The organism is Streptococcus wuxiensis (genome assembly GCF_040888245.1).
In the GTDB taxonomy this organism is placed as follows: Bacteria; Bacillota; Bacilli; order Lactobacillales; family Streptococcaceae; genus Streptococcus; species Streptococcus wuxiensis.
This window is the reverse complement of sequence record NZ_JBFNFE010000010.1, coordinates 1-12503: the sequence shown is the minus strand read 5'-3', so window position 1 is coordinate 12503 and position 12503 is coordinate 1. Positions and strand designations below refer to the sequence as shown.

General features: G+C 40.4%; 13 protein-coding genes. 10 read left to right on the top strand and 3 right to left on the bottom strand.

What is annotated here, in order from left to right; translation table 11 throughout:
* The 3 genes from AB2B47_RS08455 to AB2B47_RS08445 form a co-directional block, all read left to right on the top strand.
* The coding region (locus AB2B47_RS08455; protein WP_320694106.1) for a MucBP domain-containing protein at window positions 1-929 on the top strand (929 nt) is incomplete at its 5' end.
* A 150-nt stretch (window positions 930-1079) separates the two neighbouring features.
* Window positions 1080-1643: a sugar O-acetyltransferase gene (locus tag AB2B47_RS08450; protein WP_320694105.1), complete on the top strand. Its 564-nt coding sequence runs from the start codon at window positions 1080-1082 to the stop codon at window positions 1641-1643.
* A 189-nt stretch (window positions 1644-1832) separates the two neighbouring features.
* A complete protein-coding gene (locus AB2B47_RS08445; protein ID WP_320694107.1) occupies window positions 1833-3017 on the top strand; it encodes a carbohydrate-binding domain-containing protein in 1185 nt (394 codons plus the stop codon).
* A gap of 62 nt (window positions 3018-3079) precedes the next feature.
* Here AB2B47_RS08445 and AB2B47_RS08440 read toward each other — a convergent pair whose 3' ends face one another.
* The 3 genes from AB2B47_RS08440 to AB2B47_RS08430 form a co-directional block, all read right to left on the bottom strand.
* Entirely contained in the window at window positions 3080-3283 is a 204-nt protein-coding gene (locus tag AB2B47_RS08440) for a CsbD family protein (protein ID WP_006152418.1), read from the bottom strand.
* Between the two features lie 117 nt (window positions 3284-3400).
* Window positions 3401-4033 carry a DUF421 domain-containing protein gene (locus AB2B47_RS08435; protein WP_320694104.1) on the bottom strand — a complete coding sequence of 211 codons (633 nt, stop codon included), beginning with the start codon at window positions 4031-4033 and terminating at the stop codon, window positions 3401-3403.
* Entirely contained in the window at window positions 4030-4482 is a 453-nt protein-coding gene (locus tag AB2B47_RS08430) for a DUF3290 family protein (RefSeq protein WP_060956251.1), read from the bottom strand. Before AB2B47_RS08430 ends, AB2B47_RS08435 begins: the two co-directional genes overlap by 4 nt.
* Before the next feature lie 190 nt (window positions 4483-4672).
* Between AB2B47_RS08430 and AB2B47_RS08425 the strand changes: the two genes are divergently transcribed.
* The 7 genes from AB2B47_RS08425 (at window position 4673) to rpsD (ending at window position 12394) form a co-directional block, all read left to right on the top strand.
* Window positions 4673-5437, top strand: a complete 765-nt coding sequence (locus AB2B47_RS08425; RefSeq protein WP_320694103.1) for a nucleoside phosphorylase — start codon at window positions 4673-4675, stop codon at window positions 5435-5437.
* A gap of 32 nt (window positions 5438-5469) precedes the next feature.
* On the top strand, window positions 5470-6846 hold the full coding sequence (locus tag AB2B47_RS08420) for a TrkH family potassium uptake protein (RefSeq protein WP_320694102.1): 1377 nt from the start codon (window positions 5470-5472) through the stop codon (window positions 6844-6846).
* Between the two features lie 13 nt (window positions 6847-6859).
* On the top strand, window positions 6860-7525 hold the full coding sequence (locus tag AB2B47_RS08415) for a potassium channel family protein (RefSeq protein WP_006152454.1): 666 nt from the start codon (window positions 6860-6862) through the stop codon (window positions 7523-7525).
* Window positions 7526-7680: 155 nt separating this feature from the next.
* Entirely contained in the window at window positions 7681-9768 is a 2088-nt protein-coding gene (locus AB2B47_RS08410; RefSeq protein WP_006152459.1) for an SSURE domain-containing protein, read from the top strand.
* Window positions 9769-9848: 80 nt separating this feature from the next.
* On the top strand, window positions 9849-10547 hold the full coding sequence (locus AB2B47_RS08405) for a response regulator transcription factor (protein WP_320694101.1): 699 nt from the start codon (window positions 9849-9851) through the stop codon (window positions 10545-10547).
* Window positions 10544-11578, top strand: coding sequence for a sensor histidine kinase (locus tag AB2B47_RS08400; RefSeq protein ID WP_320694100.1), 1035 nt, complete (start codon window positions 10544-10546; stop codon window positions 11576-11578). The genes AB2B47_RS08405 and AB2B47_RS08400 overlap by 4 nt, the downstream gene beginning before the upstream one ends.
* A 204-nt stretch (window positions 11579-11782) precedes the next feature.
* The gene (gene rpsD / locus AB2B47_RS08395; protein WP_004253981.1) at window positions 11783-12394 is read left to right on the top strand and encodes a 30S ribosomal protein S4; all 612 of its coding nucleotides are present in this window, start codon (window positions 11783-11785) and stop codon (window positions 12392-12394) included.
* Window positions 12395-12503 lie beyond the last annotated feature (109 nt).

The window sequence follows — 12503 nt, the reverse complement described above, 5'->3', positions numbered from 1 at the left end:
TTACACCAGTAACACCAACAGGTGAACCAGCTACAACTATTGGACCAAAAGGTAAAGAACAGTCTGGTAAACCAACATTCAAGGAAGGCGATAGCCGTGTTCCAATGAATGATGATGTTCCAGCTACATTTGACGATGGTTCAACAACTAAGACTATTCCAGGTGTTGGTACTTACACAGTAGCACCAGACGGAACAGTAACCTTCAAACCAGAACCTGAATTTACAGGAACAGCTCCATCTGTTACAGTTGTTCGTGAAGATATGAACGGAACAAAAGCTTCTGCAACATACACACCAACAGTAACACCAGTTACTACATTTGTAGACAAAGATGGTAAAGCAATTCCAGGATATCCAACAGAAGATGGCGAAAATCCTAAGAAAGATATCCCAGGTTATCGCTTCGTAGAGACTAAGAAACTTCCAAACGGCGACACAGAACATGTCTACGAAAAAGTGAAGACTAGTCACAAGGATAAAGACGGAAATGAAATTCCAGGATATCCAACAGAAGACGGCGAAAATCCTAAGAAAGACATTCCAGGATACCGCTTCGTTGAAACTAAGAAGTTGCCAAACGGTGATACAGTACACGTCTACGAAAAGATCACAACAACTCATGTTGACGAAAACGGAAACCCAATTCCAGGATATCCAACTGAGGATGGAGAACAACCTAAGAAAGATATTCCAGGATATGAGTTTGTGGAGACTGTTGTAGATGCAAATGGTAACATCCGACACATCTACAAGAAAGTTGTAACTCCAGAAAAACCAGAAGCTCCAGTTAAACCAGCTCCAGCTAAGGAAAATGCTCCTCAATTGCCAAATACTGGTACTGAAGATCATGCTAGCCTTGCTGCCCTTGGTTTAGTAGGTGTCTTGAGTGGATTTGGACTTATCGCTCGTAAAAAGAAAGAAGACTAATCAACTCTGTAAAGTAGTGGAAAAGTCACCTTTCTAATTAAAAACTAGTACATCGATAGATGCACTAGTTTTTTTATCGTTTTGCTTTGTGGCTTGTCTTAAGGATAGAACTATGCTACAATCTTGTAAAACAAGCAAGGATATCAAGATATGAAAAGTGAATACCAAAAAATGATTGCGGGAGAACCCTATCGCCCGTTCGATCCAGAACTTCGTACTCTAGCACAAACAGCAAGACAAAAGCAAGCCTCCTTTAATGAAGAAGTCGATCCAATAAAAGGTATGGAAATCATCAAAGGATGGTTTGGTTCAACTGGTGAAAACCTCTATGTCAATACTCGTTTGGTAGTGGATTATGGTGTCAATATTCATTTGGGAGAAAATTTCTATTCCAATTGGAATCTGACCATGTTGGATGTTTGTCCTATTACCATTGGCGACAATGCTATGATCGGTCCTAACTGCCAATTTTTAACACCCCTTCATCCACTGGATCCAGATGAACGAAATTCAGGTTTAGAATTTGGGAAACCAATTACAATCGGCAAGAACTTCTGGGCAGGTGGTGGGGTTATTGTCCTTCCAGGTGTTACACTAGGTGATAACGTTGTTGCAGGAGCAGGAGCTGTCATTACCAAATCCTTTGGAGATAATGTTGTCTTAGCAGGAAATCCAGCACGAGTTATAAAAGAAATTCCAGTCAAAGAAAATTAAAAGAACAGCGAAATGCTGTTCTTTTTTGTACCATAAGAAATGATTATTAATGAAGTTCGGATGGAATTAAGAAAACTTTCAGAAAAAGTTTAGGCTTCTTTTAGGAAGCTTCCGTAGACTAAGAGCATGTAAAATGAAAGACGGGGAAACGAGTATGAAAGTAAAAAATGGGCATTCCTATTAACGAGTATAACAACTCTAGCACTGGTAACAGCATGTACCCAGTCAACTTCAAATACAACAGCTAGCAATACTGCGACAACGAAAACGACATCAACTACAGATGCTAAGAAAACTAACTATTTCACAGACAAGGACTATAATACTTCCTATGATGAAAAGACAGCAGCAACTGTAACTTTGTCAGGATCAACGGCGACGGTATCAGGTGACGGAGTGGCCGTATCAGGTTCGACTGTTACTATTTCTAAGGCAGGAACCTATGTCATATCTGGTCAATCTGATGGAGTTCAAATTAAGATTGAAGCCGAGAAGACTGATGATGTACATATTGTTCTAAAGGGTGTGACCATGACCAATACCAATGCAGCTATTTCTGCAACATCAGCTGGTCATGTTTACCTAACTCTAGCAGATGGCACAACCAATAGCCTCTCAGATTCAGCTTCTAATAGTGATGAAAAAGCTGATGCAGCCCTCTTCTCTAAAGTGGACTTGACCATCAACGGTAAAGGAACTCTCAATATAGATGGTAAGAAAAACAATGGTATCAAGGCAAATGATACACTTCACATCACAGGTGGAAGCTACAACATCACAGCAGTCGGGGATGCCTTTAATGTCAATGATGAACTCAACATTACCGGCACAACTATGACTATCGATGCCAAGGAAGACGGAGTTAAGGTCGACAATGATGAGGACACATCTGTAGGAACCATGTATCTCTCTGACAATACCATCACTGTTACTGCTGGAGATGATGGTATCCACGCATCAGGTGATTTGGTTATTGATAGTGGTACCTATACCGTTAAGAATTCTACAGAAGGGCTTGAAGGTAAGTCAATCACTATCAACAGTGGAGACATCACCATATACTCAACAGATGATGGTGTCAATGCGGCCAACAAAAATGCCCAACAAAGTGAAATTTTCTTTGCTATGAATGGTGGGAATTTGACGGTTGAAGTTGGTCAGGGGGACACGGATCCAATTGACTCAAATGGTAACATTACTGTTACGGGAGGAACCATCAAAATGACTGGTCAAACTGGTTTTGACTTTGATGGAACAGCGACTTACACAGGCGGAGACATCTATTTCAATGGTGAAAAACAAACTGAGATTGTCAATTCGATACCTGGTGGAGGTGGACCTCAAGGAAATGGAGGCCCTGGTGGACGACCATAAAAGAAAATCTCCTTTCTCGAAAGAGAAGGGAGATTTTCTTATGTTATTAGGACGAAAAAGAATTATTCTCCGTCTTTTTTAAAGATGTTTTTAACGCCAGCTACTGCGCCTTCGACAGCTTCTTTTGCATCTTCAGCAACTTCTTTAGCTTTTGAAGCTACCTTTTCTGCAGCTCCTTCTGTTTGAGTTTTTGTATCGCCAGTTAGTTTACCAAAGCCTTCTTTAACAGAACCTTTAGCTTGGTTGAATTTTTCTTCGATTGACATGGGGGATACCTCCGTTAATTTTTTGTATTATCTAAATTACATCAGATATTGGTTTAAGTATATACCCTTTTATGCTAAAAAGCAAAAAACTGATACGAAAAGCATCAGTTTATTTTTTTAATAGGTTACAACATTCAATTGCCCTTTATCATATTCAGCGATAAAGATATTAGACACTTCTTCGAAACCTTCTTCTTTCAATTGTTCTGTTAGCCATTCCTCTGATTTGCCAATGGTTTCTAGGATTTCAACTTGGACAACGCCGTCTGTAATGACTGGGTACTTAGGATTCTCGTCACCCATTCTTACGACAATTAGCTGTCCGTTTTGCTCAATCACAGCTCTCTTGACTTCCTTTAGTTGGAAAATTCCTTGAGCACGCAATTTAAGGGCTACATCTGCAGCTGCAAGACCTTTTGAACGACAGGCTTCTGGATCTAATTTTCCGTTTTTTATGATAATAGTTGGTTTTCCATCAATCAGATGTTTGATGAAGTAAACATTGGTATTAAGCCATTTGAGTGACAGAATCAAAATCGTCCAGATGATGAGGATGACGATATATTGAAGGATGGTAATCGAGCTATTGTAGATAACCCCACCGATAATACCCCCGAGAACAAAGTTCTGGATTTGATCTACTGCAGAACTTGGTGCTAAATTTCCTTTACCTGTTACGTTAATAACAAAAACAAGAGAAAGTAGCCCCAAGGCCAATTTAATTGCAATCGTAGCAAAAAAGCTTATCATTTTTCAACCTCCACGAGTTCCACATCTGATTTATAGAGTTCCATTTTTTCTAATAAATAGCTATCTTGGTCAGTCCCGCTAATGGCGCGATAAAAATTGTCGCCAACCTTAATAATAGCTCCATCAGTAGTAGCTGAAGTATTGACATAAATATCTTTTTTATCAACACCTAACTCTTTTGATACAATCTCGATGAAGTGTAAGGAACTACGAAATTGATTATCATTGGATTGGCTGTTTTGAAAATTCGTAATGCTAATCAATACAAAAGCAATTAAGGTCAAAATAGAAATGAGCGATAATTCACGGAACTTACTCCCTCTTTTATCTTTGAAAGCCTTAAATGCAAAGAATCCAGTCACAATCACTAAGAATGTCGACACAATAATCATGGTCCAATTCTGTTGACTAATCTGACTGAGAACATAGTCATATGAATAGAATTTCATAAGATTTCTCCCTTTTTTAAATTCAATCTATTATAAACTAATTCCTAAGCTATAGCAATTTTATTATGACGAAAAAAGCATTTAATTGTTGTTTCCTACTTAAGGTAGGTTTTTCTGATTTGACTTAGCCTCCCGTCTTGACTTTTGTTTTGCTTTTGTTATAATAGTACAAATTTAGAGGAGATATTCTATGATTCAGAAATACGCTATTCCTATTTTAGAGTTTGATGACAATCCTCTGGCAGTCATCATGCCGAATCACGAAGGCTTGGATTTACAGTTACCAAAGAAGTGCATCTATGCATTTTTGGAAGAAGAGATTGACCGCTATGCTCGAGAAGTAGGAGCAGAGTGCGTTGGCGAGTTCATTTCTGCCACTAAAACCTATCCAGTTTATGTCATGGACTACAAAGGCGAAAAAGTTTGTCTAGCTCAGGCTCCTGTTGGTTCTGCCCCGGCCGCCCAGTTTATGGATTGGTTGATTGGCTACGGTGTGGAACAAATCATTTCCACTGGAACCTGTGGCGTCCTAGCCGATATAGAGGAAAATGCCTTTCTGGTTCCAGTCCGAGCCCTGCGAGATGAGGGGACCAGCTACCACTATGTAGCGCCTTCTCGTTATATGGATGTACATGTCGAAGCGATTTCTGCCATCGAGCAAGTCTTGGAACAACTAGGCATTCCTTATGAAGAGGTTATGACTTGGTCGACAGATGGTTTTTACCGAGAAACAGCTGAAAAAGTTGCCTATCGTAAGAAAGAAGGCTGTGCAGTTGTGGAGATGGAGTGCTCCGCTCTTGCGGCAGTAGCCCAGCTACGTGGAGTTGTCTGGGGAGAGTTGCTCTTTACCGCAGATTCCTTGGCAGATCTAGATAACTACGACAGTCGTGACTGGGGGGCAGAAGCTTTTGGCAAGGCCTTAGAACTCTGTCTTGAAATCGTTAGTCATATGTGACTGCTTTAACTATTTTATGGTACAATGTAGCTATGTTATTCAAATCATTTTCGGAAAAAATAAACACGACCTTGGGGCGTTTATCACCTGCTCGTCGAATTTTTTTGAGTTTTGCTTTGGTTATTTTCGCAGGCTCTCTTCTTTTGAGTCTGCCATTTGTGCAAGCAACAAGCTCCCAAGCGACCTATTTCGACCATCTCTTTACAGCAGTATCCATGGTCTGTGTGACAGGACTCTTTACTCAACCAGTAGCTACCACATATAACATCTGGGGTCAGTTAATCTGTATGTTTTTGATCCAGATTGGTGGTTTGGGTCTCATGACCTTTATAGGGATCTTTTATATTCAAAGTAAGCAAAAGCTAAGTCTTCGTAGCCGTGAAACAATTTTGGAGAGCTTTAGTTATGGAGAAACTCAGTCTTTAATGGTTTTCATACGTTCGATTTTCTTGACGACTTTTATCGTTGAAGGACTCGGAGCCTTCCTGTTAAGTTTTCGTTTTGTTCCAGAATTTGGTTGGGGTCGGGGGATTTTTACCTCTATCTTCGTAGCTATTTCAGCTTTCTGTAATGCTGGTTTTGATAATTTTGGAAGTACAAGTTTAGTAGCTTTTCAAACTGATCCTTTGATTAATCTAGTGCTTGCTGCTTTGATCATCACAGGTGGTCTAGGGTTCATGGTTTGGTTTGACCTGGCCACACAGTTGAGCAAGAAAAAACGTCGGCTTCGCTTCCATACCAAGTTGGTTCTCTTCTTGACAGCTGGAATTTTATTTACTGGAACAGTTTCAACCCTCTTGATAGAGTGGAACAATCCGGGAACGATTGGCAATCTCAGCATCCCTGATAAATTGCTAGTCAGTTTTTTCCAAACAGTTAGCATGAGAACGGCGGGTTTTGCTTCTATTGATTACACCCAGGCTCGGCCTGTTACTTTGCTGATTTATATCTTACAAATGTTTCTCGGTGGGGCGCCTGGTGGAACAGCCGGGGGGCTTAAAATCACAACCTTCTTTGTATTATTAGTATTTGCACGCAGTGAACTTTTAGGATTACCCCATGCCAATGTAGCTCGGAGAACAATTTTACCTCGGACAGTCCAAAAATCATTCAGTGTTTTTATCATCTTCTTGATAACTTTTTTATTGGGCTTAATCTTAGTAGGAATAACAACTGAGGGGAATCCGCGCTTTATCTACATCATGTTCGAGACAATTTCAGCGCTTGCCACGGTCGGAGTGACTGCCAATCTGACACCAGAGTTAGGCAGATTAGCTCTTAGCATTATCATGCTACTGATGTTTATCGGACGAATTGGGCCGCTGACGCTATTAGTTAGTTTGGCTGAGTATCAACCAGATAAGAAAGATATGATCCACTATATGAAAGCAGATATTACCATAGGATAAGAAAGGATAAACTATGTCAGATCGGACAATTGGAATTTTAGGTTTGGGAATTTTTGGGAGCAGTGTTCTCGCGGCTCTTGCTAAGCATGATGTAAATATAATCGCCATTGATGACCATGAGGAGCGAATCAATCAGTTCGAACCAGTCTTGGTACGTGGAGTTGTTGGAGATATTACCGATGAAGAGCTCTTGCTCTCAGCAGGAATTGATACCTGCGATACAGTTGTGGTGGCAACTGGGGAAAATTTAGAATCTAGTGTGCTTGCAGTCATGCATTGCAAGAGTCTAGGAGTATCAACTGTTATTGCTAAGGTTAAAAGCCATACAGCAAAAAAAGTCCTTGAAAAAATTGGCGCAGATTCAGTCATCTCACCAGAATATGAGATGGGTCGTTCGTTGGCGCAGACTATTTTATTTAATAACAGCGTTGATGTTTTTCAGTTGGACAAAAATGTCTCGATAGTCGAGATGAAAATTCCACGGTCGTGGGCAGGTAAGAGTCTAAGTCATCTTGATCTTCGAGGACAATACAATCTCAATATTCTTGGTTTTCGTGACTATGAAAATGCTCCCTTGGATGTTCAATTTGGGCCGGATGATCTATTGAAAGCTGATGGCTATATGATGGCAGTAATCAATAACCAATATTTAGATAATCTAGCACACCTCAATGATTAAAAGAGAAATGACCATTCTTTTTTCTAGTGACTATTGAGTCAATATAAGTATTTTATAAGAAGGATTTAAGAAAAATTTTAACTTTTTCTTAATCCTTTTTAATTTTAGGAGATTATACTAGAGTCATCAAAAAAGAAAACTCTAAGGAGAATCCTATGAAATTCAATCCAAATCAGAGATATACTCGTTGGTCTATTCGCCGCCTCAGTGTCGGTGTTGCTTCAGTTGTTGTGGCTAGTGGCTTCTTTGTCCTAGTCGGTCAACCAAGTTCTGCACGTGCTGATGTCGTCAATCCGACTCCTGCCCAAGTCGTGTCAAACGACGCCTCAGTGAGTGAAAAGGGCGACCTATCAGCAGAGGTTCTAGATAAAGCAGTAGATGTAGATCTTTCTTCAGAACAGTCTGTTCCAACACCTCAAGCAAGTGTGGATACGACAAGTTCTTCAGAAAAAGCGGACGAAACTGCTAAAGAGCCAGTAGTAGCACCAAAAGAAGAAGTGCAAGCACAACCTGACTCTAAGAAACCAACAGAAGATGCAGTTAAACCTGTGGAAAGTCCTGCGTCTACAGCTTCTGGACAAGACCGCGAAGCCAGTGAAGCGCAACCAGCGACCACTCCAGCTGAAGTGCAAAAAGGTGTGGCCGACAACACCAAAGACACAGTAGAAGTCCCAGCTAGCTACCTTGACAAAGCCAATTTCCCAGGACCATTTACAGCTGGTGTCAACCAAGTCATTCCATACGAATTCTTCGCTGGTGACGGTATGTTGACTCGCCTTATCTTGAAATCCTCTGATAAGGCTCCATGGTCAGATAATGGAACGGCTAAAAATCCTGCTCTCCCACCGGTAGAGAAATTGAGCAAAGGTCTTTACTTCTATGAAGTAGACTTGGCAGGTACTCAAGGTAAATCTGACAAAGAGCTACTTGACCTCTTGAAACAAAATGGTACTCAAAGTTATAAAGCTACCATCAAGGTGTACGGTGTGAAAGATGGCAAGCCTGACTTAACTAATCTGGTAGCGACTAAGAATTTGGATGTCAACTTGAATGGTTTAACCACACCAGCTGAAGTGCAAAAAGGTGTGGCTGATAATACCAAAGACACAGTAGATGTCCCAGCTAGCTACCTTGACAAAGCCAATTTCCCAGGTCCATTTACAGCCGGCGTCAATCAAGTCATTCCATATGAGTTCTTTGCTGGTGATGGTATGTTGACTCGCCTTATCTTGAAAGCATCTGATAAGGCTCCATGGTCAGATAATGGAACGGCTAAAAATCCTGCTCTCCCACCGGTAGAGAAATTGGGCAAAGGCCTTTACTTCTATGAAGTGGACTTGGCAGATACCCAAGGAAAATCTGACAAAGAGCTACTTGACCTCTTGAAACAAAATGGAACGCAAAGTTATAAAGCTACTATTAAAGTGTACGGTGTGAAAGATGGCAAGGCCGATTTGACTAACCTAGTAGCGACTAAAGATTTGACTGTTAATTTGAATGGCTTGACCACACCAAATCAGGTTAAAGAGTCTGTTGTTAACAATGTCAAAGACATGATTGATGTTCCAGCTAGCTACCTTGATAAGGCTAAGGTTCCTGGACCTTTCTTGGCCGGTGTCAACCAAGTTATACCATACGAAGCTTTTGGTGGAGATGGTATGTTGACTCGCCTCTTGTTAAAAGCCTCAGACAAAGCCCCTTGGTCAGACAACGGAACGGCTAAAAATCCAGCTCTATTGCCACTTGAAGGCTTGGCTAAAGGCCAATATTTCTACGAAGTGGATTTGAATGGCAATACGGTTGGCAAAGATGGTCAGGCCTTGCTGGAGCAACTTCGAGCTAACGGAACCCACACATATCTAGCTACTGTTAAAGTCTATGGCGCTAAAGACGGCAAACCTGATTTGACCAATTTGATTGCTACTCGTCAAGTAACGATTCAGCTTCGTGGAAAAGAAATGGCGACAATACCATCTCAACAAGGTCAGATGAATACGAAGCCTTCTGAAACAGGCTCTATAGGTGCGACTGAGGGTATGATGGGTACAAATCACCATATGTCAGATATGAAAGTAGATCAACCAGCTTCTAGCCAAATGGCTAATATGATGAAAAAAGATGATAAAGCGATGCTACCAAATACTGGTGAAGCTCAAACGGCTACAGCTGGACTTGGAATCCTTGGCCTAGCCTTGGCAGGTTTTGTTGGATTTTTAGGTTGGAAAACCAAAAGAGAAGATTAAGGTTCAAATCATTTAAACATTACGGAAAATAGTGTTATACTAAAGCAAGTATAACACTGTTTTTATCGAAGGAGTGTCAGATGAAAAAGACAATTTTGTTGGTTGATGATGAGATAGATATTCTAGATATTCAAAATCGCTATCTTATGCAGGCAGGTTACGATGTTTTAGTTGCCCATGATGGCAAGGAAGGCTTAGAACTTTTTAGAAAAAAATCTATCGATCTCATTATCACAGATATCATGATGCCTAATATGGACGGTTATGATTTCATCAGCGAAGTTCAGTATATTGCCCCTGATCAACCCTTTCTCTTTACAACTGCTAAGACAAGCGAACAGGATAAGATTTATGGATTAAGTTTGGGGGCGGATGATTTTATAGCTAAACCGTTTAGCCCACGGGAATTGGTTTTGAGAGTGAATAATATCTTGCGCCGCCTTAGTCGTGGCGGAGAGACTGAGCAGATTGAGTTTGGTGACTTAGTGATCAACCATGTGACTCATGAAGTTCGCATTGGGGAACAGCCTTTGGAATTGACAGTGAAATCTTTTGAACTTTTATGGATATTAGCCAGCAATCCTGAGAGAGTCTTTTCAAAGACTGAACTTTACGAGAAGGTATGGCAGGAGGACTATGTGGATGATACCAATACACTCAATGTTCATATTCATGCTTTGAGACAAGAGTTGAGTAAGTATACGAATTTAAACACTCCTGCTATCAAAACTGTTTGGGGATTGGGCTATAAGATGGAAAGACCGAGAGGTAAAAAATGAAATTAAAAAGCTATATTTTAGTGGGGTATCTAGTTTCGACTCTACTAACGATTTTGGTCGTTTTCTGGGCAGTCCAACGAATGTTGATTGAGAAAAGTGAAGTTTACTTTCTGGTTGGAATGACCTTGATTGCTAGTTTCATTGGCGCTGCAGTGAGCATCTTTCTTTTGTCGCCTGTGTTCTCTTCTCTGAAACATTTGAAAAAACAAGCTCAGAATATAGCTGGCAAAGATTTCAGCACAAAAATTGATACCAAAGGGCCATTAGAATTTCAAGAGCTGGGCCAGGCTTTTAATGACATGTCCCGCAATTTACAAGATACCTTTCAATCACTTGATGAGAGTGAGCGAGAAAAGAGAATGATGATTGCTCAGCTCTCTCACGATATTAAAACTCCCATTACCTCCATTCAGGTTACTGTGGAAGGAATTCTAGATGGAGTAATCAAGGAAGAGGAACGACTCCATTACTTAACCACGATTGGTCGCCAAACCGAGCGTTTAAACAAGCTAGTCGAAGAATTGGATGTTTTGACTCTTAACGCTCAGCCTCAAGATATAGCTGATGAAGAAGTCGAAGATGTGTTTTTAGATCAGCTGTTGATTGAGTCGATGAGTGAATTTCAACTTCAGATTGAGCAAGAGGAGCGTGATGTCTACATTCAAGTAAAGCCTGAATCTGCGAAAATCAAGAGTCATTACAACAAACTCTCTCGTATTCTAGTCAATTTGTTAAACAATGCCTTTAAATATTCAGAACCAGGAACAAGAATCGAGGTTCTTGCCCAATTAACAGAAGAAGAGCTGATAATCAGTGTGAAAGACGAGGGTCAAGGTATTCATCCTGAAGATTTGGAAAAAATTTTTAACCGACTTTATCGTGTAGAAACGTCGCGTAATATGAAGACAGGTGGTCATGGATTAGGACTTGCGATTGCACGAGAACTAGCTCATCAACTTGGTGGTGAAATAACAGCAGAAAGCCAGCATGGATTAGGAAGTACGTTTACATTTCATCTTAATTTGAAATAAAACTAAAAAAATTCTCTTTACAAATGTAGTATTTCATGGTACAATAGCCTTTGTGTGAAATAGCAGCAGGAAAGCATGAAGCTCGTCAACAGGTGTCTTATAACAAGTAACCTTGGCTGTTTAGGCGAAGGGCATCTGCACGAATCAGGGCTTTCTAAGTGACTATTTCCGCCGAAATTATATTTATATTAGGAGGACATACATATGTCACGTTATACAGGACCATCTTGGAAACAAGCTCGTCGCCTTGGCCTTTCACTTACAGGTACAGGTAAAGAATTGGCACGTCGTAACTACGTACCAGGACAACACGGACCAAACAACCGTTCTAAATTGTCAGAATACGGTTTGCAATTGGCTGAGAAACAAAAACTTCGTTTCACTTACGGAGTAGGTGAAAAACAATTCCGTAACTTGTTCGTACAAGCTACAAAAATCAAGGGCGGAATCCTAGGTTTCAACTTCATGCTTCTTTTGGAACGTCGTTTGGATAACGTAGTTTACCGTCTTGGTCTTGCGACTACTCGTCGTCAAGCTCGTCAATTCGTAAACCACGGTCACATCCTTGTTGACGGAAAACGTGTTGATATCCCATCATACCGCGTAACTCCAGGTCAAGTAATCTCAGTTCGCGAAAAATCATTGAAAGTTCCAGCAATCCTTGAAGCAGTTGAAGCTACTCTTGGACGCCCAGCATTCGTATCATTCGATGCTGAAAAATTGGAAGGTTCATTGACTCGTTTGCCAGAACGTGATGAAATCAACCCAGAAATCAACGAAGCACTTATCGTTGAATTCTACAACAAAATGCTTTAATTTTAAGAAATATATTACAGAAAGCCTACAACAGTGGGCTTTTTGCTTTGTAAAAAACAAAAAATAAGAAAAATTTATCTCAATATCTTGACAAGATTCTAAAAGTAGG

Excerpts from the sequence above, each read along its gene's own strand:
- AB2B47_RS08450 (WP_320694105.1), top strand. The coding sequence starts at position 1,080 with ATGAAAAGTGAATACCAAAAAATGATTGCGGGAGAACCCTATCGCCCG.
- AB2B47_RS08440 (WP_006152418.1), bottom strand. The coding sequence starts at position 3,283 with ATGTCAATCGAAGAAAAATTCAACCAAGCTAAAGGTTCTGTTAAAGAA.
- AB2B47_RS08435 (WP_320694104.1), bottom strand. The coding sequence starts at position 4,033 with ATGATAAGCTTTTTTGCTACGATTGCAATTAAATTGGCCTTGGGGCTA.
- AB2B47_RS08430 (WP_060956251.1), bottom strand. The coding sequence starts at position 4,482 with ATGAAATTCTATTCATATGACTATGTTCTCAGTCAGATTAGTCAACAG.
- AB2B47_RS08425 (WP_320694103.1), top strand. The coding sequence starts at position 4,673 with ATGATTCAGAAATACGCTATTCCTATTTTAGAGTTTGATGACAATCCT.
- AB2B47_RS08420 (WP_320694102.1), top strand. The coding sequence starts at position 5,470 with ATGTTATTCAAATCATTTTCGGAAAAAATAAACACGACCTTGGGGCGT.
- AB2B47_RS08415 (WP_006152454.1), top strand. The coding sequence starts at position 6,860 with ATGTCAGATCGGACAATTGGAATTTTAGGTTTGGGAATTTTTGGGAGC.
- AB2B47_RS08410 (WP_006152459.1), top strand. The coding sequence starts at position 7,681 with ATGAAATTCAATCCAAATCAGAGATATACTCGTTGGTCTATTCGCCGC.
- AB2B47_RS08405 (WP_320694101.1), top strand. The coding sequence starts at position 9,849 with ATGAAAAAGACAATTTTGTTGGTTGATGATGAGATAGATATTCTAGAT.
- AB2B47_RS08400 (WP_320694100.1), top strand. The coding sequence starts at position 10,544 with ATGAAATTAAAAAGCTATATTTTAGTGGGGTATCTAGTTTCGACTCTA.
- rpsD (WP_004253981.1), top strand. The coding sequence starts at position 11,783 with ATGTCACGTTATACAGGACCATCTTGGAAACAAGCTCGTCGCCTTGGC.